Genomic DNA, 24,250 nt, shown 5'->3' on the forward strand with positions numbered 1-24,250 from the left:
GGCCGGACGCCTGTGCCACGCATTGCCAAATGCCTGCGTGGCCGCTAGTGTATCGCCATGCCAAAAACATTCGATGTGGCTATTCTGGGCGCCACGCCGGGCGGCTTGGCCTGTGCCGGCGCCCTGGCAAAGGCTTCGGTCAGCGTGGTCGTCATCGACGCCCCCGGGCATGACGCATCCAGTCCGCTGGGCGACTGGATCGGCGCCGATACGCTGGCGCTGACGGGGCTGCCCAAGACCCTGGCCAAATCCGCCGGCGGCGAACCCTTCCGGCGCGTGTGGTATTACGGCGTCGATCCCAATAGCCGGGCCGAGTATTCTTCCCGCACCCCGGCGGGCTATCTTCTTAACACCCCCAACCTGATCGCCGCCATGTCGGCATCGGCCGTCAAGAGCCGGGTCGTCCTGCAGGCGGTCAAGTCGTGGCCTCGGATCGAACTGGCCGAAGATCAGGTGTTCCTGCAGACCGCCCACGCGACGGCCTCGCGCCCGCCCCTGGCGGCCCGGCTGCTGATCGTCGCCCAGAACAGCCCGCCGGACGTGTTGTCGCAGCTTCGGATGCCGCCGCTGACGTCGTCGCCGGGCATGGCGGCAACCGCGCTGGCGATTCCGCTGCGCGCTGGGGAGGCGGCGACGCTGGCCAAGTCGCTGCACGTGATGCAACTGCCCGACCGCGCGTGCCTGGGGCTGTTCTTCGTGGTGGGCAAGATGCTGCACCTGCGGGTGGTGGGCCCCGGCGGCACGGCCCCGCGTCAGATGCACATGCTCTCTGGGGCGATCTCGGTCCTTCAGAAGGCGTCGCTTCTGCCGGGGCAGTTGTCCCTCTCGACGGCGCGCGGGGCGGCCTGGTCGCCGCCGGCGGGCTTGGCGATGGAAATGGAAACGCACGTCGCCAAGCGATGCCTGCTGATCGGGACGGCCGGCGGGTTCGCCGACACCATCACCGGACAGACGCTTCACGCGGATATCGTTTCGGGCCTGCTCGCTGCCGACGTGACGGTCAAGGCCCTGCAGTCGCCGCACGTGCAGGAATCGCTGCTGGCCTTCAAGAAGGTCTGGCGCAAGGCTTTGGTCGACTACCTTCGTCCGCCCAACACGTCGCTGCAGATGCTGCTGCCGCTGCTGTTCGCCAATACCCGCATCGTCGGCAAGTTCACCCGCGCGCTGCTATACGGCGAGAATATTTAGAAAACGGTAATCCGTAATCAGGGATCAGTAATCAGGAGAACGGGATACTGATTACCGATTACTGATTGCTGTTGACCCTGTCTGCGGAAACAACTAGAATATCGTATGTTCCGGTCCCACACAGGGGCGCACGTGCGTCCCCACGCCTGGGTCTGTCTGTTTCAGTCGCCTTGGGAGTATTGAATATGCCCAATGAATTGGCAGGAAAAAAGATTCTGCTTGTTGATGATGACCGCGATATTCTGGCCTCGCTGACGGCAGCGCTGGAAGAACTCGGTCCGGAAGTGATTACCGCCAGCGACGGCAACACGGCCGTACGCCTGGCCAACGAGAAGCAGCCCGACCTGGTGGTTCTGGACATGATGCTTCCCAAGCGCAGCGGGTTCCTGGTGCTCGAGCAGCTCAAGCCCGACAAGAACAAGGACACCCCGCCGCGCGTGATTATGATCACGGGCAACCAGGGCACGCGCCACCGGATTTACGCTGAATCGCTGGGCGTCAACAAGTACGTCCAGAAGCCTTTCCGCGTCGACAAGCTGCTCGAAACGATCCGCGACCTGCTGGGCGCCGCCGAGGAAAAATAATCTTCACAATAAAAGGCTTGTGGCCGCTCAAGCCGATGGTTAGAGTGATGCCACGCGAACGGGAATAGAGACGATACAAAATGAAAGGTTCCGCGCCGCAGTACGGGGCGCACAGTGACGGTTGGTATGAGCATTACGGCAGAAGAAAAGACGACGATCGTAAATCAGTATCAGCTTCACGACGGTGATACCGGTTCGGCGGAAGTTCAGATCGCCCTGTTGACGGCGAGGATCAACCACCTGACCGACCACCTCAAGAGCCACCAGAAAGATCACGCCTCGCGACGAGGCCTGCTCAAGATGGTCGGCAAACGAAGCAGCCTGCTCAAGTATCTGTCGGCCACCGCGCCAGACCGCTACCAGCAGACCATCAAGAAGCTTGGGTTGCGGAAATAGCCTGTCGTGCCCGCACCGTTCCAGGGGTCGCCCATACCTTCGGTCTCGGCAACCGCTTATTGCGCTGCCGCAGAGCGTTGTCGCCTTACACCAGATTAATTACCCAGATGGGAATATTATAGAACAGGCTGCAACGGTTGCAGCCGCAGGTAAGAGCGCCGGCCGGGTGGCCGCCGCGAAGGAAAGAGAAGAGAAATGGCAATCGTAAGAGTGGAACGTGAAATCGGCGGACGCAAGTTGATCCTCGAAACCGGTAAAGTCGCCAAGCAGGCCCAGGGCGCCGTCTGGGTTCAGTACGGCGACACGGTCGTGCTGGCCACGGTGCTGGCCGCCCCGGCCTCCAGAGACCTGGACTTCTTCCCCCTGTACGTGGACTATCGCGAAGGCACCTACTCAGCCGGCAAAATCCCCGGCGGGTTCTTCAAACGCGAAGGACGCCCCACCACCAAGGAAATCCTGACGATGCGGCTGATCGATCGGCCGCTTCGCCCGCTGTTCCCGGCAGACTACACCGACGAAGTGCAGATCCAGTGCATGGTTCTCAGCTACGACGGCGAGCAGGACCCGGACGTGCTGGCCCTGATCGGCTCGTCGGCCGCCCTGGCCATCAGCCCGGCCCCGTTTGATGGACCCGTCGCCGCCGTGCGGATGGGATACATCGACGGCAAGCACGTGATTTTCCCCACCGCCGCCCAGCTTGAAGAAAGCCAGATGGACCTCGTGCTGGCCGGACCCGCCGAAGCGCCCAACATGATCGAGATGGGCGGGCTGGAAGTGCCCGACGAGATCGTCGCCGAAGGCATCCGCCAAGGCCAGAAGGTCATCGCCGCGATCGTCGATGCCATCCGCGAGATGGTCACCCAGTGCCCCGTCGAGAAAGCCTACCAGTCCAACCCCCTCTCGCAGGAACTGCTGGACCACGTTAAGAAGACCTACGGTGATCGCATCCGCACCGCCAAGCAGATCAAGGGCAAGGTCGAGCGCAACACGGCCGTCAGCGCCATCAAGGACGAAGCCGTCGCCGCCCTGTGCCCCGAAGGCCAGGCCGAGCCCAAGTACACGCCGGCCCAGGTCGCCCTGGCGGTTTACAAGATCGAAGGCAAGATTCAGCGCGATCTGATCCTCAACGCCATTCGCCCCGACGGACGCGGCGTCGACGAGATCCGCCCGCTGCAGATCGAGGTCGGCGTGCTGCCCCGCACGCACGGTTCGTCCATCTTCGCCCGCGGCGAGACGCAGGCGCTGGTGACGGCCACCCTCGGAACCCCGCGCGACCAGGTCATCATCGACGGCATCATGGAAGAGTACAAGAAGGGCTTCTACCTTCATTACAACTTCCCGCCCTTCAGCGTCGGGCAGATCAAGCCCATCCGCGGACCGGGGCGGCGCGAGATCGGGCACGGGATGCTGGCCGAGAAGAGCCTCCAGCCCGTCATGCCCAGCACCGACGAGTTCCCCTACACCGTGCGCGTGGTGGCCGACATCCTCGAGTCCAATGGCTCGACGTCGCAGGCCGCCTGCTGCGGCGCCACGATGGCCCTGCTCGACGCCGGCGTGCCGCTCAAGGCGCCGGTGGCGGGCATCAGCATCGGCATGGTCAGCGACGACAGCCGCTATATTCTCCTGACCGACATCATCGGCGAGGAAGACTTCCACGGCGACATGGACTTCAAGGTCGCCGGAACGGCCGCCGGGATCACCGGCATCCAGTTGGACATGAAGGCCCGGGGCATCCCTGTTGAACGCATGGATGAAGTCTTCACCCAGGCCCGCAAGGCCCGCCTGTTCCTGCTGGGCGAGATGGGCAAGGTTCTGCCCGCCCCTCGCAGCGAGATCAGCCGCTACGCGCCGCGCATGCTGACGCTGAAGATCGATCCGGAACTGATCGGCAAGGTGATCGGACCCGGCGGCAAGATGATCAAGTCGATCCAGGAAGAGTCCGGCGCCACCATCGACATCGAAGACGATGGCTCGGTCTTCATCTCCTGCGTCGACGCCGAAGGCGCCCAGCGCGCCAAGGAAGCCGTCGAAGGCCTGACCGCCTCGGTCGAGGTCGGAAAAATCTACAAGGGCAAGGTCGTGACCATCCGCGACTTTGGCGCCTTTGTCGAGATCCTGCCCGGGCAGGATGGTCTCTGTCACGTCAGCGAACTGGATGACAAGTTCGTCAAGAAGGTCGACGAGGTCTGCAAAGTCGGCGACGTTCTGCAGGTCAAGGTGATCGGGATCGACGATCAGGGCCGCGTGAAGCTTTCGCGCAAGGCTGCCCTGAAGGAACTTGGCGGCAGCGCCGAGTAACCCGAAATATTTAATATTGGCATGCCTGGGCCGGTTTTGCCTTGACTAACCGCCCAGGCATGTCCGATATTAACATGTGCGTATGCGCTGTGTTTCTGTCGCGCAAAGGGATGCGTTTTGTAATCCCGGCGCGGCTGCGGGGTGTCCGTGGCCAAGTCGGGACTCGAGGGGCCCGTTCGGGCCTGTACGTGTTACCGTCGCGGACAGGAAGGAGGTGGCAGGAAATGGCCACCGGCAAGGTCAAGTGGTTCGACCCTAAAAAAGGCTACGGGTTTATCGTCGGGGACAATGATCAGGATGTCTTTGTCCACTACTCGTCGATCTCCGGCGAGGGTTTCAGGGCCCTCAAGGACGGCGAAGTGGTACAATACGACCTGGTCAAGAGCGACAAGGGATTGCAGGCACACAACGTCAGTCGCGTCGTCGTTCAACAGCCGACAGAAGCTTCAGGGCAATCCGTCCAGGCCTAGAACGCAGGTCCCGGGCGCGATGCGGCGCCGACGCAGTGGTGGCGCGCCCTTTCCTGGCGGTGTCCGTCATAGGCTGGACGCGCCTGTGCCACCCCGCCCTTGATCCGACGCTTGCGCAGGGACCCTGTGATGGACTGGTGGTGTATCATTGTTGCGGCAGTTCTCGGACTGGCCGCCGGCAGCGGCCTGACCGCCTGGATCGCCCGGCGCACCTGGCACGGCGCGCGGCGACTGGCCGCACGCACCAAGGGGCATGATCATCTCGTCGAGCTGGGGCAATTGGCCGGAGGGCTCGCACACGAAATCAAGAACCCCCTCTCGACGATCAACGTCAATCTCCAACTGCTGGCCGAAGACCTCGCTCGCCGCGGCGACGAAGACGACGTGCGATTATTCCGACGGCTCAAGCACGTCCAGGCCGAGGCCGACCGCCTGCGGGCCATCCTGGACGACTTCCTGCACTACGCCGGTAAACTCGAGCTGCACCCCTCGGCGACTGACATCCGCCAGGTCGTCGATGAATTGACCGACTTCTTCGCTCCCCAGGCCGAGGCCGCCCGCGTCACGCTGCGCCCGCCCCGCCCGGGCGAGCCGATCCTCTGCGACATCGACGTCAACCTGATCAAGCAGTCGCTGCTGAACCTGATGATCAACGCCATTCAGGCCATGCCCGACGGCGGCGAGCTCATCCTCCGCGTCGAGGCCCAGAAGAACCGCGCCCTGATCGAGGTCATCGACACCGGCCCGGGCATCCCCCCCGAAACCATGGGGCGCATCTTCGACGTCTATTATTCCACCAAGAAGCACGGGACCGGTCTGGGCCTGCCCACCGCGCGGCGGATCATCCGCGCCCACGGCGGCAGCATCCGCGTCGACAGCGAACCGGGCAAAGGCACGCGATTCCTGATCTCGCTGCCCCTGTCACCGGTAAAGATGAAATAAATCGCAGAGGTCGCAAAGGACGCTGATGATGTTGGGTGCCACGCACAACTCCGTTGTGCGTGTCCCCGAGCGTACGAGTGAAAATGTTCACGAAAGTGTTTCAACCTGCCGCTTCGAAAACCACTGATGTGGATATCCCCGCTGTCGTCGCGCGGGCAGTCGCCGCTCTGGGCAAGGTCGGCGCCCTGACGCTGCTGGTCAACGACCCCCAGCGCGCCACCGACAGCGGCGCGATCCTGCGCGCCCTGCCAGAACACGTCGATCCAGCCCGAATCCGGATCCTCGTGGCAACCGGTTCGCACAAGTTTCCAGTTTCAGACCAGGCTGCTTTTGAGCGATCGCTTCTGGACGGACTTTCAGTGGAGCAGGTGCAGTGGCACGACGGGGGCAGCGCCTCGCTGCGGCCCGTCGCCGGAGCATGGCGCGTTCATCCCTGGCTGCTCGACGAGAGGCCGCTGCTGGCTGTCGGAAGCGTCGAGCCCCACTACTTCGCCGGGTTTACCGGCGCACACAAGACCGCCACCATCGGCTGTGCCGCCGTTGAGGACATCACCGCCAATCACCGCCACGCGGTCAGCCCACGCTGCCGCCCCTGCCGCATCGACGACAATCCCGTCCACGAAGGCATCGCCGGCATGCTCGCGGCCCTGACTGAACTGAGGCCGGTGCAGGCAATCAACCTCGTGCAGGTCGGCCGCACCATCGCCGACGCCCAGACCGGCTCGCCCCTGGAGGCGCTGCCGCTGGCCGCCCCCGCCGCCATGAATGCTTTCTGTTGCCAGGCGCCCAAACTCGCCGACGCCATCGTCGCCCAGGTCGAAGGGCCCCTGGGCGTCAGCCTCTACCAGGCCGACAAGGGCATCAAGAACACCGAGTGGGCCCTGCGCGAGGGCGGGGCGTTGATTCTCGAAGCCCCCTGCCCCAAAGGCATCGGCCAGCACCAGTTCACCAACGTGCTCAAGCGCGCCGCGAGCTATGACGAGGCCTGCGCCGTCGTCGAAAAAGACGGTTATCGGCTTGGCGACCACAAGGCCCTTCGCCTGCGATACCTGACCGACAGGAAATATCGTAACGTCAGGCTGATGATCGTCTCGCCGGGCTTGACCGACGAAGACGCCGCCCTGCTGGGCGCAACGAGATACGCCTGCGTCGGCGATGCCCTGAAAGCCGCCGGCGTCGATGCGTCGCGCAATACTGCCTACTGCGTCAAAGATGCAGGAAACGTCTGTCTCGTCGTAGCGTTCGGGGAAGTTACGTCCACGAATGTCACGAATTGCACGAATGGGAGAAACGGGATAATGGAATGATGGAGTGATGGAATATTGGAGGGACAGGCGCATTCCGGCATTCCAGTCCCCTTCCCGGTCTTTTCCCCATTAGTGTCATTCGTGACATTCGTGGACATAACTCTTTCCCCGCTTTCGTCTCTGCCCAATTTGACTTTAACCGGTAAAAAGGCTACCTTCCCGCCATGCGAGAACTGGACGCCAAAGCGAACATCCTGATTGTCGAGGATGAGGAAGCCCATGCCGAGGCCATGCAGGAAGGGCTCGAGCGGGTGGGGCATACCTGCACCGTCGCCAACGACGGCGCGACGGCTATCGCCAAGCTGGGCAACCGCACGTTCGACATTGTTCTAACGGACCTGATGCTGGGAGAGGGACCGGACGGCCTGGCTGTGCTCGACGCCGTCAACCGCACCTCGCCGCATTCGAAGGTCATCCTGGTGACCGCGCACTCCTCGGTCGACACCTGCCGCTCAGCCCTGCAGCAAGGGGCGTTCGACTACATCGAGAAGCCCGTCAACCTGGACGATCTTCGGGCGGTGGTCGCCCGGGCGGCCGAGGTCACCGCCCAGCGGCGCGTGATCGCCGATCTTCGCCAGCAGCTCGATGAGAAGTTCGCCCTGGACAACATCATCGGCAATTCCCGCGAGATCCTGGGCATTCTCAACATGTTGGCTCGCGTGGCGCCGTCGGACCTTCCGGTGCTGCTGCTGGGTGAGAGCGGCACAGGCAAGGAGCTGCTGGCCCACGCGATTCACCAGAACTCGCCGCGCCACGACGAGCGGTTCGTGGCCATCAACTGCGCCGGCCTGAGCGAGACGCTGCTGGAGGATGAGCTGTTCGGGCACGTCAAGGGCGCCTACACGGGCGCCGAGGGCGAGCGCGAGGGGCGCTTCGAGCACGCCGACGGCGGCACGCTGTTCCTGGACGAGATCGGCGACATGCCCCCGGCGATGCAGGCCAAGCTGCTGCGCGTGCTGGAAAACGGCGAGGTCATCCGCGTCGGTTCCAACGAGCCCATCCGCGTCAACGTGCGGATCGTCAGCGCCACCAACTCCGACCTGGCGCAGCGCGTGGCGGCCAAGGAATTTCGCGACGACCTGTACTTCCGCATCAAGGGCGCGACAATCGAGATTCCCCCGCTGCGCCAGCGGCGCGAAGACATCCCGATCTTGATCGACCACTTCATCGAGCGCGCCAACAAGTCGCACGGCAAGAAGATCAAGGGCGTCGCTTCGGACGCGCGGCGGCTGTTGATGGCGTACCCCTGGCCGGGCAACGTGCGGCAGTTGCGCAACGTCATCGAGAACATGGTCGTGCTGGCCACGGGCGACCGCCTGGGCATCGACGACCTGCCCGACGAGATCTACCGCCGCGGCGGCGACACCGGCTCGGCGCAACTGGGCTCGCTGGCGGGAATCAGCCTCGAAGAGGCGGAAAAGGAACTCATCCGCAACACGCTGAAAATGGTCCAGGGCAACCGCGAGCAGGCTGCCAAAATCCTGGGCATTGGCGAACGCACGCTCTACCGCAAGATCAAGGAATACGGGATCGCCGAGTAAACTCGGCGAAAATCCGAAATCCCAAACAACAAATCCGAAACAAGGAACAAAACCCAAAGAAACAATGTGGAGGCTCTTTCAGCCTTTTGTCTTTGTTGTCTTCTTATTGTTTGTCTTCCTGTTGTTTGTTTGTGGTTTGTTGTTTGTAGTTTCGGATTTTCGCGAAGCGGCTTCATCGCTTCGCGATAACATCCTGCACCCAATCGGTGTAGAAGATCCCCTCCTCGTCCACGCGGCGGTACCCGTGGCCGCCGAAGTAATCCCGCTGCGCCTGGATGAGGTTGGCTGGCAGCCAGTCGCTGCGATGGCTGTCCAGGTACGCCAGGCTGGCGCCGAAGGCGGGGGCGGCAATGCCAAGTTCAGCCGAGGTGGCCACGATGCGTCGCAGGTCGCCCTGGAGGCCCTCCAGGCGCTGGGCGAACTGCTCGTCGGCAAGCAGATCCGGCAGGTTGATGTCGCGGGCGAAAGCCTCGCTGATTTCCCGCAGCATCGCCGAGCGGATGATGCACCCGCCCCGCCAGATGCGGGCGATCGTCGGCAGTTCCAGGTTGTACTCGAACGCCGTCGAGGCCGCATGCATCGCCGCAAATCCTTGCGCGTATACCAGGATCATGCCCGCCTCCAGCGCGCCGGCCAGGCTTGCGGCCAGGCGCTCGGTCCGGCCGCGATACCGCTGCTGCGGTCCGCCGATCCGTGAGACGGCCGCGGCGACGCGCCGACGATAGAACGACATGTCGCGCATGACGACAGACACGTCGATCGACGGGGCAGGCACGTGAAGTTCCAGCGTGCTCTGCGAGGTCCACATCCCCGTGCCCATTTGCCCGGCCTCGTCGAGAATCATGTCGATCAACCGCCCGCCGGTGCGATCGTCCCGGTGGCGGAAGATCTCGGCCGCCGTCTCCACCAGGTAGCTGCTGACCGCGCCGGCGTTCCACTGCTCAAACGTCTCGACCAGCCGGTCGTTGTCGAACCCCAGGCCGCGCTTCAGGACGTCATAGCACTCTGCGATCAACTGCATCAGGGCGTACTCGATGCCGTTGTGGACCATCTTGACGTAATGCCCCGCCGACCGCGGACCGATCCACGCGGCGCACGGCTGACCGTCCACATCCGCCGCGACGGCCTCCAGCAGCGGGCGCACGTGGTCGTATGCGTCCTTGGGCCCGCCGGGCATGATCGACGGACCCCACCGCGCCCCCTGCACCCCGCCGGAGAACCCGACGCCCAGCATCACAAGCCCGCTCTGGGCCAGCTCGACGAACCGCCGCTCGGTGTCGCGGAAGTGGCTGTTGCCGCCATCGATGACGATGTCGCCCTTGCCCAGGTGCGGCCGCAGGCCGGCGATCACCGCGTCGACTTCCGCGCCGGGGGGAACGAAGATCATGATGATGCGGGGCTTTCGCAGCAGGTCGGCCAGTTCGCCGCCGTGGCGCGCCGCCATGATGCGGCCGCTTCCGCCGGCCTTGGCCAGCAGCGCGTCGACGGCCCCGGCGTCGCGGTCATGCACCGCCACGGCAAAATCATGGTCGATGAGATTGAGCACGAAGTTGTGCCCCATGGAACCCAGCCCCACGACCCCCACCTGACAAGGCCCGTCGCTCATGGCCGCCCCCTTTCCGCCCCAGTAATGATATCCCTTCAGTGACGGGCAGGGGAAAAGCCGCGGCGGAGGCACCAAGTATTCATCAAAGCCGTTGTGTGGCTTTGATGAATACTTGCCTTAACCAACGGTAAATGGCCCTAAATGAAGAAGCAATTCACACAACGAATTGCTTCTTCATTTAGTGCCTCCGCCGCGGCTTTTATCCAAGAGCGTGGCCGCGGGTGGTATGGCGCTCTATAATCTGCCGCGTCAACACTTGGAGACGACCATCATGAACGTCGGCATTCTGGGCTTTGCGCATGGCCACGTCGGGGCGTATTGCGGGCAGTGGAAGAACAACCCGCAGATGGGCATCACCGTGACGGCCGGGTGGGACCACGACCCGGCGCGGGCGACGGGCGCGGGCGAGACCTTTGCCATCAAGATTTGCGGAACGCCACAGGACCTGCTGGCCCGCGGCGACGTCGATGCCGTCGTCATCGCGGCGGAAACCAACCGCCACGCGGAACTGGTCGAGCTGGCAGCCGCGGCGGGCAAGAGCATCGTTCTGCAGAAACCCATGGCGCTGACGCTGGATGAGGCCGACCGCATCGTCGCCGCCGTGGACGCCCACGCCGTGGCGTTCACGCTGGCCTGGCAGATGCGCGTGGACGCCGAGAACCTCAAGATGAAGGCGATGGTGGACTCGGGCGTTTTGGGGCGCATCTGCATGGTGCGGCGCCGCCACGGCCTGGCGACGCACACCTGGGGCGGGTTCGAGAACTCCTGGCACGCCGATCCGGCAGCCAATCGCGACATCTGGGCAGACGATTCCTCGCACGCGATCGACTTCATCTACTGGCTGCTGGGCATGCCCGCCAGCGTGACGGCAGAGCTTGCCACGCTGATCAATCCGAAGGTTCCTAACGACAACGGCATCGCCGTCTTTCGCTATGCGGGCGGACCGCTGGCGGAGGTCGGCTGCTCGTTCACGTGCGTGGCCGGCGAGAACACCACCGAGATCGTGGGCGAAAAGGGCGTGATCGTGCAAAACTTCGGCGACGGCCCCAGCGCCAATAATCCCCGCCCCGCCGGGGCGATCAGCCTTAAATGGTTCCTTCAGGACAGCGGTCAGTGGACCGTCTCCGACGTGCCCGGCTGCGATAACCAGGGCGTGCGGATCGCGGCGTTGGCGGCCCCGCTGGCCGAGTTTCTCCAAGGCCGCCGAGGCCCCATCGCCACCGCCGCCGAAGGGCGCGACGTGTTGCGGATCGTGCTGGCAACGTACGAGTCAAGCTGCACCGGCCGACGCGTGGCACTGTAACCGCTACCGTGAGCGGTCGCGCGGAGCAAGCTCCGCCGCTAACGCTGCCAGCTCTCGCCTTTGCGGAGAACCTGTACGCCCTACTTGGTCTTGAGGATGTCGCGAATCTCCGTCAGGAGCAGTTCCTGCTTGGTCGCGGGGGGCGCTGCCGGCGCGGGCGCGGGAGGCTTGCGCCAGAGGCGGTTGACCATCTTGACCATCACGAAGACGGCCAGGGCGATGATGATGAACTCCACGACCGTATTGACGAACACGCCGTAGCTGATCGCCACTTCGGCGGTTGGCTTTCCGGCGGCATCGGTCGCCGCTCGCTTGAGGACGACCTTGTAAGACGAGAAGTCCAAGCCGCCCGTGATCCAGCCCAGCGGCGGCATGATGACGTTGTTGACCAGGGACGTGACGATCTTGCCAAAGGCCACGCCGATGATGATTCCGACGGCCATGTCCACAACATTGCCCCGCAGGGCAAAGGCTTTGAACTCGTCGATCCATTTCATGAGACACCTGTCCTCTGCTCTGGGAATAGACGCCGAATTATAGCCTGTCAAAAGACTTGTCACAAAGCTGGAAAACGGCCGCCATGGCACCGCGGAACCTGGCTTCCATCATTCTGTCATTCCACTACTGCAGGCTTTGCAGGCGGCGGATGCGGTCGGCGATGGGCGGGTGGCTGTCGAAGACGCTTGCGGAACGTTCCTCGAAGTGCTTGATCGGATGCACGATGTACAGCGGGGCCGTGGCGCGGTTGGCGACCTCGAGCACTTCGGGGTCCTCGGAAAGCTTGGCCAGGGCGCTCTGCAATCCGCGGGCATTGCGGGTGAGTTCGACGCTTCCGGCGTCGGCGAGGTACTCCCGCTGGCGCGACAGGGCCATCTCGATAATCTTGGCCAGGATGGGCGCCACAATCGCCAGCACCAGCGCCAGGATCAGCAGGATGATCTGCGCCCCTCCCCCGCCGCTATCGCGGCTGTTGCTGCGCCGCCGCCCGCGCCCGCTGTACCAGAGGCTGCGCAGGAAGACGTCGCACAGCATCACCAGCACGCCGACCATCACGGCCATCAGCATCGCGTAGCGGATGTCGTAATTCCGCACGTGTGAGAGCTCATGGGCCAGCACGCCCTGCAGTTCCTCTCGCGTGAGCTTCTCGCGCAGCCCGGTGGTGATAGCCACGGCCGCATGGGCGGGGTCACGGCCGGTGGCAAAGGCGTTCATGGCGCTGTCGTCGATGAGATAGACCCGAGGCATTGGCACGCCGCCGGCCAGGCTCAGTTCTTCGACGACGTTGAACAGTTGCGGATCGTCGCCCTTGGAAATTTCCCGGGCCGAACTCATCGACAGCAGCGCCGACGAGCCGCCATAGAAGCTGATCAGCGTCAGGATGAAGGCGATCAGACCGGCGCCGAACGCCACCGTGATCCCGAAGGCGTCCGTCCCGCCCCAGGCCCAGCCGATGAGGTACCCCACCGCGATGAAGAACAGCATGAACACGCCAATCAGCACCACGCTGTTGCGCTTATTGCGGGCGATCAACGTTCTGAATGTTTCAACTGGCATGGGCGGCACCGGTGGCACAGCCTTTCCAGGCTGTGTCGGTCACGGGCTGGAAAGCCTGTGCCACTAGAACTTCACTTTTGGTGCTTCACGTTCGGCGGGTGCTTCGAGCTCGAAATATTCCCGGATCGTGAAACCGAACATTCCTGCCACCATGTTGCTCGGGAACGTCTGAACGGCGCTATTGTAGATCGCCGTCGAGTCATTGTAGTGCTGGCGGGCGAAGGCGATGTTGTTCTCGGTATGGCTGAGTTCTTCCTGCAGGTGCTGGAAGTTCTCGTTGGCTTTGAGGTTGGGGTACGCCTCGGACAGGGCGAAAATCTGCCTCAGGGCGCCGGTGAGCATGTTCTCGGCCTGGGCCTTTTCCGCCACGCCGGTGGCGCTGCTGGCGGCGTTTCGCGCGGCGATGACGGCCTCGAGCGTGTTCTTCTCGTGGGCGGCGTAACCCTTGACGGTCTCGACGAGGTTGGGGATCAGGTCATAACGGCGCTTGAGCTGGACGTCGATCTGGCTCCAGGCCTCCTGCGTCATGATGCGCTTGCGCACCAGGCTGTTGTAGAGACCGATCAGCATGACCGCCCCAAGCACCACCGCCGCCAGAATGACAATGAGCAACGGGCCCATCATGATGTTTGCCTTTCCCTGCCGCGTCGGGAGCTCTCGGCAGCATGCCATTATGTTACGCGGCCGGTGGGCCTCTGGCAACCCACTGCCCCGCGGCGGCTATAATTCAAAGCCTCATTGCAGGAGAGGAGAGGGTTCATGAACGCCGCATCTTTCACAGGCGTGGCGCTGCTGCTTGCCGCGGCGACGACCGCCCACGCCCAGCAGGCGGCCACCGCCCCGGCCAACGATCACGCGCGGTTCATCCGCGATACGCTGCGAGAGGTAACCTTGGAAAAGGACGACCCATACCCGGCGGCCAGCAAACTCGCCAGCCGCGGCAGTGCGATCAGCTCGGCCCTGGCGCAAGCCCTGGCCAGCCCCGACCAGCTTGCCGCCGCCGGTGAAATACCGGGCGCCGGACCCAACGATCCGCGCGTGGAACTGCTGACCCAGTTGCGGATGCGGGCGCTGAAGATGGCCGCTACCCAGATCACGCTGGGGTTCGACCCTATCGCCGCGATCGCCCGATGGGCCGCCGCCCGAGACGACGACCGCCCCGGCGGGCGCACGCTTCCGGCACGCGTGGTGCGCCTGGAGATTCCCGTTCTCCAGCAGGTGCTCCCGGGGTACCTCTTCTACCAGATGATCGTGCCCGGTCCGCGCGTCGAGTACGGTCAGGGCGTCTGGCCGTCGCAGAATATCTTCGTGGTGGACGAAAAGGCCCGCGTCTGGCGCATCGCCCGCCCGTTGACGCTGCAGCGGTTCTTCGGCCGCGCCATGATGCCCGTGCGCGACATGGCTTCGGCCAGGCTGACAGCCGCGGCATGGGCCGTTCTGGCGTCGGTGCTGGCCAACGACGGATACTACCGCTTCAGCAATCCGGTGGACGACGCTGCGGCCATCGTCATGCCCGGCGGCGGATATCAGGCAAGCGCGCGGACGGCCGCAGTGGCTCAGAGCGAGGGAGGGGGCGACTCGGGCTTCCTTGAAGCGACCTTGACCTTCGACGGCGCCGGTCATCTGACGGGCGTGACGCAGAAGAACCGCCTCGTGCCGGGCGAGCGCCCCGAGGGCGTCGCCAGCCCGACCACCCGCCCCGCCGGGAAGGGACAACCCAATTCAAAGAGTGCGGATCACAGATAGTCGAACCACAAGTTACTTGCCCAGCGCTTTGAGCACGTCAGCCCACGATGCCAGGACGTTGGGGCAGATCTTCCGATCGCGTCCGGTATGACAGATGAAGATGCCCTTGGGGAACCGCGGGCCCATGTCGCCGGCGATGCAGTCGATCCCGTCGGTCTCTGTCACGCCGGCGACGGAAAATGTGCCCACGTACGCGTACGGCGGCTTGCGGTCGAACACGTTGAACGTGTTGCTGCCCTGGCTGGAGGCGATGAGATAACCCTCGGTCTCGCTGGTGGGGTATATCGTCAAACCTTCGACATCCGGCTTGAGACCGTTGACGCCGGTCTTGGCGGCCACCTTGATATCCTTGGCGCCGTCGGGCTCGGCGTCATAGTAGAAGATGCCCTGGCGTTCGTTGGCGACGAAGAGCGTGCCGTTGGCGTCGTCGGCCACGGCGCCTTCGGCAAAGCCCGCCCGCAGGTTGCGCACGTGCTTATGCGTGACCTTGCCCTTGCCGTCATCGAAGAGCTCGTGCTGCTCGACAGTGCTCTTTTTGGAGGTGGTGAAGAAGTAGAACTTGCCGCTCTTGCGGCTGTGATAGAGCGTGCCGCCGTAGTTGTCGCCGGTGTTGATGTTTTCGTCGTCGATGCGGACGAGCTGGCGTTTGTCCGGGTCGACCTTATAGACGCGCAGCTTGAAGTTTTTGTTCTGCCGCTGATTGTGTACGATGATATCGACCTTCTGGCCCCCCAGGGGGAAACCTGTCCGCGAGTCGATATTGCCCGGGAACGGCGCGTCGATCGACTGCAGGAGCTTGCCCTCCATGTCGTACACGAACACCTTATTGGCGTACTTGTCGGATGTGATGATCAGGCTCTTGCTCGCGTCTTTCGCGTCGCGCCAGAAGCACATGTCGTCCTGGTCGAACACGCCGTCGCCCTTGAGCGTCATCAGCGGCTTGACCGGCCCGCTGGCCGCGGCGGGCTGCGTGACTGGGGCCGGCGGCGGACTCTGGGCCATCAGCGCAAGGGACATAATGGCGATCAACAACGAACCGGTGATTACGCGTCTGGCGGTCATGGATGACTCCTTCTGAGAGGGTTTAACCCACAGCGCGGCACGTGACGGCCGCGGAACTTCAAAATCCCGCCCGCACGCGTTTGGCCGCCACTATTCATAGCGGAGAGCGGTCACCGGATCGAGCCGGCTGGCGCGGTAGGCGGGGTAGAGGCCGCTGACGAGCCCGACGGCCGTCGCGACGGCGATCGACAGCACCACCACCCACCACTGCAGTCTGGCGTCGAGGGCGACGAACGATTCGACCGCTGCTGCGATTCCGGCCATCAGCCCCCAGCCCAGCAGCAGGCCCGCCAGCCCGCCGCCGAGGGTCAGCACCAGCGCCTCGACGAGGAACTGGAGCATGATGTCCCAGTCCTTGGCGCCCAGGGCCTTGCGGATGCCGATCTCGCGCGTGCGCTCGGCGACGGTAGCGAGCATGATGTTCATGATGCCGATGCCGCCGACGATGAGGCTGATGCCCGCCACCGTGCCCAGGAACACCGTCAGGACCACGCTGACGGTCTTGAACGTTTCGAGGAACTCGGTGATGTTCTCGACGTTGAAGTCGTCTTTGGCGTCGGGGCGCAGACGGTGGCGCTGGCGCAGGAGCTTGCCGATCTCTTCCATCACCGGCGCGAGCTGTTCCTTGGTCTGGGCCTCGACGGCGATGTACTGCACGAACGTGCGGGCGGGGGGCAGTTGCTTCATCGCCGTCGTGTACGGGATGAAAACCTGGTCGTCGGGATTCATGCGCCCCTGGGAGCCCTTGGGGCGCGTCACGCCGATGACCTGGAACCCGATGTCGCGAATCTTGATCGTGCGGCCGACGGGGTCCTGGCTTCCGAAGATCTCCGTGGCGGTAACGGGGCCGATGACGGCCACGCGGGCGCCGCGCGCGACCTCCATGTCGCTGAAGACGCGTCCGCCCTGGAGGGTGTAGTTCTGGATGGAGAACATCGACGGCGCCACGCCGGTGATGCCCGCGGTATTGGAGTTTCGATTTCCGGACTTCACCTGCCCGCTGTTGAGCGAGGCGGGGCTGACCGCCTTGACGCCCGGAAGGGAGAGAATGGCCTCGGCGTCTTCGGGGGTGAGCGTCTGAACGCTGCTGCGGGCGCCCATCCCGGGCCCGCCGCGCTGGCCGGGCCTGACGAACAGCAGGTTCGTCCCCAGGGCGCTGATCTGCCCGCTGATCTTGTTGGAAAAGGCGCTGCCCAGGCTGAGCATGGCGATGACCGCCCCGACGCCGATGATCACCCCCAGCATCGTCAAGGCGGTGCGGAGCTTGTTCATCGCCAGCGAGTTCAACGAGATTTTCAGCGTCGTCAGCAGCATGTCACACCATCTGCCCGTCGCGCAGGTGAATCTTGCGCGGGCAGTACTCCGCCACGTCCGATTCGTGCGTGACGATCAGGACGGTGCGCCCTTCTTCGGTGTTCAGCCGCGTCATCAGGTCCATGATGTCGTGGCTGGTCGCCGAGTCGAGATTTCCGGTCGGCTCGTCGGCGAGCAAGATCGCCGGGTCGGTCACCAGCGCCCGGGCGATGGCCACGCGCTGGTTCTGCCCGCCGCTGAGCTGGCTGGGCCGATGCCCCATCCGGTCGCCCAGGCCAAGCCGCTCGAGCATGGTCTGGGCGCGCTTCCGCGTCGAGCGCGAGGCATGCTGGTACAGCAGCGGCAGCTCGACGTTCTCCAGGGCGGTCAGCCGCGGCAGGAGGTTGAAACTCTGGAACACAAACCCGATCTGGCGGTTGCGCACCTCTGCCAGGCGGTCCTTCGACAGACCCGCGACGTTCTGGTCGGCCAGGAAATAGCTGCCGCTGTCGGGGCTGTCTAGGCAGCCCAGGATGTGCATCAGCGTGCTCTTGCCGCTGCCGGAGGACCCGACGATGGCGGCCATCTCGCCGGTGCGAATCTCCAGCGAGACGCCCCGCAGGGCCCGGATCTCCTGCGAGTCCATCCGGTAGGTCTTGGTAATGTCTTCCAGGCGGATCATAATTCGTGTCGCGGGCGTCTCGCCCGCGCGTTGCGAGGGCATCTTGCCCTCGCCGGCAGAGTTCGTTACGTCTATTTTGCTGTCGCCGCACGAGTCATGCGGCGAGCCACTCCTGTCGGATTGCTCCGCGTCGCGGGGCGGCTGGTCGCCGAGCGGCCGTCGTTGCTCCAGCGCGTGTTCACGCCGCTGCGGGCGGCGACTTCTTCGCCTTCCTTCAGACCGCTGAGCACCTCCGACCAGATGCCGTCGTTGAGCCCGAGCGTGACGTCGCGGCGGACGGCCTTGCCCGCCGTCATCACTTCGACAAATGTCTGCTCGCGATCGTACTGGAGGGCTGCGTTGGGGATCAGCAGCGTGTCGCTCCTTCGGTTGGCCAGGATGGTCACGTTGGCGCTCATCTTGGGGCGCAGGCGGTCCTTGCCCTCGCCGAGGACCTCGATCTTCACCGGGAACGTCACGACGTTGGACTCGCTGGCCCCGCGGGGCGTGATCTGCACCACCTTGCCGGTGAACCGCTTGCCCGGATAGGCGTCGGCCGTGATGGTCACTTCGTGTCCGAGGCGGCCGCTCTCGACCAGGCGCCCGATGTCGCTCTCGTCGACCGCCGCGACGACGAAGAGGCGCGACAGGTCGCTGACGGTCATCAGCGTCGTGCCGCCGCCGACGTTCTGGATGCCGCTGGCGACGATCTGCCCGACCTGCACCGTCCGCGACGTCACGACCCCATCGATGGGCGAGTAGATCCGGGTGTCCGCCAGGCGCTGCTGCGTGTCGGCCAGATCGACCTTGGCGCTGGCCAGGTTCGCCTGGGCCAGGTCCACGTCGGCCTGGCGGAGGTTGACGGCCAGTTCCATGCTCTTGACGGCTTCCTGCTGCGCCAGGGCGACCTGCAGCGCCGCCTCGGCCACCGCCGCGCTGGAGACTTCGGTCTCCAGTTCGTTGCGGGTGCTGACCTTGTTTTCGAACATCTGCCGCGTGCGGGCGAGGCTGGCTTTGGCCAGGTCGGACTTGGCTTTGGCCGAAGCGACGTCGGCGGCGGCTTTGCTGCGGGCGACCAGCAAGTCCTGCCGCGCCACCATCAGGCTGTGCTTGGCCTGTTCGAGTTTGGCGTTGGCGGCGTCATACTGGGCCTGCGTGCGCTGGACGGCGCGCTGCTCGTTGATCGGATCCAGCGCCACCAGCAGGGCCTTGTCTTCATTATGGCCGGCAATGTACTTGGGCACGCGGTCGCTGACGTCGTAGGGCAGCGTGGTGATCTCGCCGCTGGCCTTGACCTTGATCTCGACGTCGAGATTGCTCTCGACGGTGCCGTTGGCCTGAACCTCAAGATTCAGATCGCCGCGGGTGACCTTGGCTGTCGTTGCGGGCTGCTCGGACGCCACAGCCGCTGGGGCCGCATGTGCCACCGCCCACCAGATGCCCGCCGCGATGGCCGCCAGCACAACAATGATGATGACCCATTTCATATTCAGGCCCGCCTCAACGGTTACAAGTCTGCCAGGAACATCAAGTAAGTGCCGCCCCGCCGCGCCAGGTTACACGCAATAAGTTGGGACGCTTACCACTTTCCACGACGATAAGTCGTAAGCGTCCCAACTTTTTACCGGCGGCGGAGTTCCTCGAACACCTCGTTATAGTACAACGCATTGTCGATGGGCACATTGGCGGGAATGTGCCCGCTGCAGCACATGAAGTATCCCGGGCAATCGCGACCCAGGGCGACGCAGCGCTCGACCTCGCTGCGGATGGCCTTGCGCGTGCCAAACGTCAGCACGCGCGTGTCGACATTGCCGATGATCGCGTGCGTGCGCCCGAACCGCTCGACCACGGCCGCCAGGTCCGTAAAGCACTCGAACCAGAACGCCGCGTTGCCGCAGGCGGCGACGTCCTCGATAAACGGCGTGTAGTTGCCGTCGCAGAAGAAGATGACCTTCTTGCCCGCCTCGACCAGCGGAGCCCAGAGCTTCTTGAGGTTGGGGAAGATGTACGCACGGTACCAGTCCGGATGGATGAACGGCCCGGCCGTCCAGACCAGGTCGTCGTGGCTGTAGACCACCTGCGTCTTCGACTCGGCCAGGGCGTTGTAGTACTGCTGCATCCACGAGGCGTAGCGGTTGACCAGATCGCCGAAGCCCTTGGGGTTCACCCCCGCCATCGTCAGCAACATGTCCCACCCGAAGATCGCGATCATGCCCGACATCTGCGTCGTGTACACGCCGGTCATGTTCACCGTGTCGGGAAAGGCGGCGCAGTTGTTTGCGTACTGGTCGTCGAAGAGCTTGACGGTCGCGGCGTGATCGGCCGGGCCGTAGGTTTCCCACGGATCGAACGCCAGGGCCTCGTCGACGTCGGTGAAGGCCTCATAGATGTTGGCGTCGAAGTCTCGCCCGCCCTCGACGTACACCGCGTGGCCCATCGATGAATGCTTCTTCTCCAGCACGTTGTACCCGATGGCGCAGCCGAACAGCATGCCGTAGTCCCACTGGCGTACGAACCGCTTGGTGCATTCGAGGTAATCCTCGCCGGGGCTTTCGGGCGTGATCTTGATCCCGCTGACAGCCGACTGCACCGGATAATCGACGCTGGCCTCGGTTCGCGGGATGCGATCGGGCATCTGAAGATTCAAAGCCGCCCAGCCGTCAACATAGGACATTGCATGCTCCAGTTTGTGTCAAGGTGTCAAGGAATCATCCCCCGCGAGCGTCCGCAATGCAATACCGCAGCCTACCCCTCATCCTCGAACGTGCGGTGCTCGGGTTTGAGCGTCTCCATCCAGCCGATGCGGTAGGCGGTGAACTCGCCCAGGGTCAGCTTCTTGATCTCATAGCCGACCATCCGCATGATATCCGTCGGCCACAGCTTGGCGGCCGCCTTCTTGCGAACGTCGTCCTGGTCGAATGGGAAGTACAATTCACCCGCGCCGAAAAGATGCAGGATCTCGTGAGCGTAGCTGGCGGCGGCGGTGGGCTCTTTCGACGGGTAGCGATCGAACATCACCGCTTCCTCGCAGGCGTGCGGCGGCTGAACCAGGCCCGACCAGGACAGATTGTACGACGTGCCGCTCTTGTTGACATGGACGACCACGGCCACCTGCTCGGCGCGGTGCTGCTTCTTGAGCGACAGAACCAGGTCGTTGGGGTCCATGCCGGCGGCGGTCTTGATGGCCTGGGCAAGCCAGCCCCGCCGCTGGAACATGTCCGTCGGCACGAGGGTCTTGCTGTCGGCCTTGACGCTGACCTGGACGAACTCGACGCTCACCTTGTAGTCGGCGGCATGGTCGCCGAGAAATTCCAGGGCCTCCGCCATCCGCCGGCTGACCTGGTTCTCCTTGTCCTTGGACCAAGCCGATTCCGCGTCGGAGACGAAGATGTTGTAGATGCACACCCTGCCCCTGAGTACAGCGGCGCTGCCCTGGTTTCGTTTCGAAGCCTGGTTGCTCTTGAGGGTCGCTGCCGCCGGCGCCGTCGCCGGCGAGGCCGCCGCGGCATCATGAGCTCGATCTGTCGCCAGCACGGCTGTCAAGGTCGCCAGCAGCATTGCCGCCCAGGCGGTGGCATTGATGCGGTCGCTATGGAAGTTCATCCCGCCTCGGGCGCAAAGGAGTTCTTCTGCCGCCACGCGCGCGGGCCCATGCCCGTTTCGCGAATGAGCACCGACCGCAACGTGTTGAACTCCCGGAACCCGCACTCTTGGGCAATCTGGCGCATCTTGAGATTCGTCGTGGCCATCAGTTTCTGCGCACATTTGAGTCGTATCTCCAGCAGCAGCCGCCCAATCGACCGGTTCATGTACTTGCGAAACGCCAGGTTCAGCCCCGTCTTGGACATCGCCGTGACAGACACGATTGACGGCACGTCCAGATTCACGTCGCGGTAGTGTCGCCACATGTGGCGCAGGGCCTTGGACACATCGGGATGCTCCGAGGCCATGATATCGCTGCTGCGCCGGCAAACGACGCCGCGAGGCGGAATCAGGATGGGCTTCTTGGGCGCAGGGCGGCCTCGCATCAACTTGTCCAGCAATGCTGCAGCATCGCGTCCCAGACGCTCGTAGTCCAGATTGACGCTGGACAACGGAACCGGCGCATTATCGCAGAAGACCTCGTTGTTGCCGATGCCCACCACCGCCACCTGGTCGGGAACCGCAACGTCGCGCTCGCGGCAGGCCTCGACGGCCTCGAGTGCTGTCCAGTCGTCATCGACCAGCAGCCCCAGCGGCTTGGGCAGGGCTTTCAGGCGTTCGCCCAGCCATCGCCGCAGGCTCGCGCGGTAGGGCGAGCCTCCCGTATGATACTCCCTCTGCCAGTCCAGCACATGCACCGTGCCGCCGCCCGCTGCCGCCGCGCAGCGCAGACCCGCCACCTGACCGTCTATCCATGGAGACTTGGCCATGTAGCAATATGCCAGTTGCCTGAAACCGCGTTCGATCAGGTGCATGCCCGCGAGGCGCCCTGCCTCGTGCCAGTCCAGCGTTACTGTCGGCTTTGTAAGGCTCGGCTGGCCAATGCCTGAACAGGACACCATGGGAATTCCACTGGCCTGCCACTGGGCGACGGCCGACCGAAGGCGAAGCTGTCCCCCGATCAGGATGCCGTCGGCGCTCCACCACTGCGCGATCTGCTCGGGCCCGCCGCTGAAATACCGGCTGGGCGAGACGAGCCATCCGGCCGTGCGGGCGTGGAACAGCACGCCGGTGAAAACCGAATCCCTCATGTCCAGCGCCAGGATGCGCAGGCCCTTGCGCGGGCGGGCTGCCTTCGATGTTGTGTCCATAATCAAGGATCATACCTCCGCGTCGGGACCGCGCCAAGTCTGGTCGAATCTATTATTAAAATGTTCAAACTGATGATTGCGGCCATCGCCCCTCGTGGTAGTCTTCCATGGCGATGAAGAACTTCGGACTGTATTTGTTGCGATGGCAGCTCTCGACGCCCCTGCTGGCGGGGTTTGTCTATTTCCTCACGCAGCGCCTCGGGGCCACGTTGACGATGTTCGTGGCCAACCTCTTCGGGGCGGCCCTGTTCTTCTGGATCGACCGCTGGATCTTCGTCGGCCGGGGGCTTGAGGCCCAGGATGAGTTGTGGGAGGTCCGACCCAACGTCACCTGCGCCGAGTGCCTCAAGCCCGTCGATCGCGGCTATCGTCTCCTGCGGATGCGGGGGCGCGGGCAGACGGGCGTCCCCTCGGGGCAGTTTCGCTGCCTTGATTGCTCGCACCGCGGCGGTGCGGACGCCGCGGCGCGAGCTTGTTCAGATGTCCTACCTGAGTGTCCAAAGTGAGTATTGCGGCAACTGGCAGCCGTGGTATCTTTGCATGAGCGGGAGGCGATTCTCCCGAGAACAGATGAGCCGGCAGAGCGGCTCCAAACCGGAGGCAGGAAAGGAACGTGCGATGAGACTAAAGAGATTGGCAATTGCGGCGGCGGTGGTTGTGCTGGCGTGCGTCTGCGCATCCCAAGCGGCGACGCTGGGAGACGGCCTGGTCGGCTACTACAAGTTCGACGGCAACACGGCGGACTTGACCGGCAACAATCCCAACGGAGCCCTCACGGGTACGGCGAATATCTCAACCGCTGACAAGCTTCCGGGCTTTGGGACAGGCGCTGCCGATCTGGGCACCAGCAAAGGCTACGGCGACGCCGGCGCCACCGCCGACCACATCGAGATCGCGCAGCCAAACGACCTGAGTTTCGGTTCCGGCGCCTTCACGGTTACCTTCTGGATGCGGTGGAATGATACGCAATACGGCGGCATGGTATTTGGCACCAGCTCTTCCGGGACCGGATGGCGCGCCACCGGCAGGAGCAACGGCAACTTGGACTTCTATTATGACACGAACACGCAGGCCGAGCAGAGGCTGCAGAATGTCGTGTCACCCTACGGATTGACAGGGTCCGGCTCCACGCAGTGGATTTTCGTTGCGATGGTGATCGACCCCTCGGCCGGCAAACTCAATAGTTACGGCGGAAGGTACTACCAGACCACCATCGGCGGGACCGCCACCACGGGGCTTTCCAGCACCTCCCTGGCGATTGTCGCCGGTGGCAGCGTCGATACGACCGGGCCATTTTTGCTCGGCAGCGGATATAACGCCTCATTTGATGAGTTGGCCATCTGGAACCGGGCCTTGACGGCCGCCGAGATCAGCCAGATCTACAACACCGGTCACGCCCTGGATCTGACGGCGTTCCTCCCGATTCCCGAACCGGCGACGATGGGTCTGCTGTTGGCCGGGGGGCTGATGGCATTGATCCGCGGCCGCAGGCGGTGCTGACGGCCG

General features: G+C 64.0%; 23 protein-coding genes. 12 read left to right on the forward strand and 11 right to left on the reverse strand.

Annotated elements, in window-relative coordinates:
• Positions 1-57: 57 nt before the first annotated feature.
• The 8 genes from ABFD92_03380 to ABFD92_03415 all read left to right on the forward strand — a co-directional run bounded on the left by ABFD92_03380 (position 58) and on the right by ABFD92_03415 (position 8,726).
• On the forward strand, positions 58-1,188 hold the full coding sequence (locus ABFD92_03380) for a hypothetical protein (protein MEN6503559.1): 1,131 nt from the start codon (positions 58-60) through the stop codon (positions 1,186-1,188).
• A 185-nt stretch (positions 1,189-1,373) separates the two neighbouring features.
• Positions 1,374-1,772: a response regulator transcription factor gene (locus ABFD92_03385; protein MEN6503560.1), complete on the forward strand. Its 399-nt coding sequence runs from the start codon at positions 1,374-1,376 to the stop codon at positions 1,770-1,772.
• 126 nt (positions 1,773-1,898) lie between these two features.
• Positions 1,899-2,168 (forward strand): 30S ribosomal protein S15, encoded by a 270-nt coding sequence (gene rpsO / locus ABFD92_03390; GenBank protein MEN6503561.1) that lies wholly within the window; start codon positions 1,899-1,901, stop codon positions 2,166-2,168.
• 195 nt (positions 2,169-2,363) lie between these two features.
• Positions 2,364-4,466, forward strand: coding sequence for a polyribonucleotide nucleotidyltransferase (gene pnp, locus ABFD92_03395; GenBank protein MEN6503562.1), 2,103 nt, complete (start codon positions 2,364-2,366; stop codon positions 4,464-4,466).
• A gap of 224 nt (positions 4,467-4,690) precedes the next feature.
• Positions 4,691-4,936: a cold shock domain-containing protein gene (locus ABFD92_03400; GenBank protein ID MEN6503563.1), complete on the forward strand. Its 246-nt coding sequence runs from the start codon at positions 4,691-4,693 to the stop codon at positions 4,934-4,936.
• A gap of 129 nt (positions 4,937-5,065) precedes the next feature.
• Positions 5,066-5,878 carry an ATP-binding protein gene (locus tag ABFD92_03405; GenBank protein ID MEN6503564.1) on the forward strand — a complete coding sequence of 271 codons (813 nt, stop codon included), beginning with the start codon at positions 5,066-5,068 and terminating at the stop codon, positions 5,876-5,878.
• Positions 5,879-5,961: 83 nt separating this feature from the next.
• The gene (locus ABFD92_03410; protein ID MEN6503565.1) at positions 5,962-7,185 is read left to right on the forward strand and encodes a lactate racemase domain-containing protein; all 1,224 of its coding nucleotides are present in this window, start codon (positions 5,962-5,964) and stop codon (positions 7,183-7,185) included.
• Between the two features lie 164 nt (positions 7,186-7,349).
• The gene (locus ABFD92_03415; protein MEN6503566.1) at positions 7,350-8,726 is read left to right on the forward strand and encodes a sigma-54 dependent transcriptional regulator; all 1,377 of its coding nucleotides are present in this window, start codon (positions 7,350-7,352) and stop codon (positions 8,724-8,726) included.
• Positions 8,727-8,898: 172 nt separating this feature from the next.
• On the opposite strand, the gene gndA is transcribed toward ABFD92_03415, so the two are convergent.
• A complete protein-coding gene (gene gndA / locus ABFD92_03420; GenBank protein ID MEN6503567.1) occupies positions 8,899-10,332 on the reverse strand; it encodes an NADP-dependent phosphogluconate dehydrogenase in 1,434 nt (477 codons plus the stop codon).
• Between the two features lie 271 nt (positions 10,333-10,603).
• Here gndA and ABFD92_03425 point away from each other — a divergent pair, with 271 nt between their 5' ends.
• Positions 10,604-11,635, forward strand: a complete 1,032-nt coding sequence (locus tag ABFD92_03425) for a Gfo/Idh/MocA family oxidoreductase (GenBank protein ID MEN6503568.1) — start codon at positions 10,604-10,606, stop codon at positions 11,633-11,635.
• Positions 11,636-11,715: 80 nt separating this feature from the next.
• Here ABFD92_03425 and mscL read toward each other — a convergent pair whose 3' ends face one another.
• The 3 genes from mscL to ABFD92_03440 all read right to left on the reverse strand — a co-directional run bounded on the left by mscL (position 11,716) and on the right by ABFD92_03440 (position 13,810).
• The gene (gene mscL, locus ABFD92_03430; GenBank protein MEN6503569.1) at positions 11,716-12,132 is read right to left on the reverse strand and encodes a large-conductance mechanosensitive channel protein MscL; all 417 of its coding nucleotides are present in this window, start codon (positions 12,130-12,132) and stop codon (positions 11,716-11,718) included.
• Positions 12,133-12,256: 124 nt separating this feature from the next.
• Positions 12,257-13,189 (reverse strand): M48 family metalloprotease, encoded by a 933-nt coding sequence (locus ABFD92_03435; protein ID MEN6503570.1) that lies wholly within the window; start codon positions 13,187-13,189, stop codon positions 12,257-12,259.
• A 63-nt stretch (positions 13,190-13,252) separates the two neighbouring features.
• Complete coding sequence (locus tag ABFD92_03440) at positions 13,253-13,810, reverse strand: LemA family protein (protein MEN6503571.1); 558 nt, start codon at positions 13,808-13,810, stop codon at positions 13,253-13,255.
• A gap of 138 nt (positions 13,811-13,948) precedes the next feature.
• Between ABFD92_03440 and ABFD92_03445 the strand changes: the two genes are divergently transcribed.
• Positions 13,949-14,935 (forward strand): hypothetical protein, encoded by a 987-nt coding sequence (locus tag ABFD92_03445; protein MEN6503572.1) that lies wholly within the window; start codon positions 13,949-13,951, stop codon positions 14,933-14,935.
• Between the two features lie 12 nt (positions 14,936-14,947).
• Here the strand turns inward: ABFD92_03445 and ABFD92_03450 are convergent, their stop codons facing one another.
• The 7 genes from ABFD92_03450 to ABFD92_03480 all read right to left on the reverse strand — a co-directional run bounded on the left by ABFD92_03450 (position 14,948) and on the right by ABFD92_03480 (position 22,744).
• Entirely contained in the window at positions 14,948-15,997 is a 1,050-nt protein-coding gene (locus tag ABFD92_03450; GenBank protein MEN6503573.1) for a phytase, read from the reverse strand.
• Between the two features lie 90 nt (positions 15,998-16,087).
• Entirely contained in the window at positions 16,088-17,311 is a 1,224-nt protein-coding gene (locus ABFD92_03455) for an ABC transporter permease (GenBank protein ID MEN6503574.1), read from the reverse strand.
• A gap of 1 nt (position 17,312) precedes the next feature.
• A complete protein-coding gene (locus ABFD92_03460; protein ID MEN6503575.1) occupies positions 17,313-18,014 on the reverse strand; it encodes an ABC transporter ATP-binding protein in 702 nt (233 codons plus the stop codon).
• 29 nt (positions 18,015-18,043) lie between these two features.
• Positions 18,044-19,438, reverse strand: a complete 1,395-nt coding sequence (locus ABFD92_03465) for an efflux RND transporter periplasmic adaptor subunit (protein ID MEN6503576.1) — start codon at positions 19,436-19,438, stop codon at positions 18,044-18,046.
• A gap of 134 nt (positions 19,439-19,572) precedes the next feature.
• On the reverse strand, positions 19,573-20,625 hold the full coding sequence (locus ABFD92_03470; protein ID MEN6503577.1) for a uroporphyrinogen decarboxylase family protein: 1,053 nt from the start codon (positions 20,623-20,625) through the stop codon (positions 19,573-19,575).
• A 71-nt stretch (positions 20,626-20,696) separates the two neighbouring features.
• Complete coding sequence (locus tag ABFD92_03475) at positions 20,697-21,554, reverse strand: hypothetical protein (protein ID MEN6503578.1); 858 nt, start codon at positions 21,552-21,554, stop codon at positions 20,697-20,699.
• Positions 21,551-22,744, reverse strand: coding sequence for a substrate-binding domain-containing protein (locus ABFD92_03480; protein MEN6503579.1), 1,194 nt, complete (start codon positions 22,742-22,744; stop codon positions 21,551-21,553). Before ABFD92_03480 ends, ABFD92_03475 begins: the two co-directional genes overlap by 4 nt.
• Before the next feature lie 107 nt (positions 22,745-22,851).
• Between ABFD92_03480 and ABFD92_03485 the strand changes: the two genes are divergently transcribed.
• Together ABFD92_03485 and ABFD92_03490 are read left to right on the forward strand one after the other, a co-directional pair.
• Positions 22,852-23,250, forward strand: coding sequence for a hypothetical protein (locus tag ABFD92_03485; protein MEN6503580.1), 399 nt, complete (start codon positions 22,852-22,854; stop codon positions 23,248-23,250).
• Between the two features lie 112 nt (positions 23,251-23,362).
• Positions 23,363-24,244 carry a LamG domain-containing protein gene (locus ABFD92_03490; protein ID MEN6503581.1) on the forward strand — a complete coding sequence of 294 codons (882 nt, stop codon included), beginning with the start codon at positions 23,363-23,365 and terminating at the stop codon, positions 24,242-24,244.
• Positions 24,245-24,250: the final 6 nt, after the last annotated feature.

It is taken from the genome of Planctomycetaceae bacterium (assembly GCA_039680605.1).
Classification (GTDB): Bacteria; Planctomycetota; Phycisphaerae; order SM23-33; family SM23-33; genus JAJFUU01.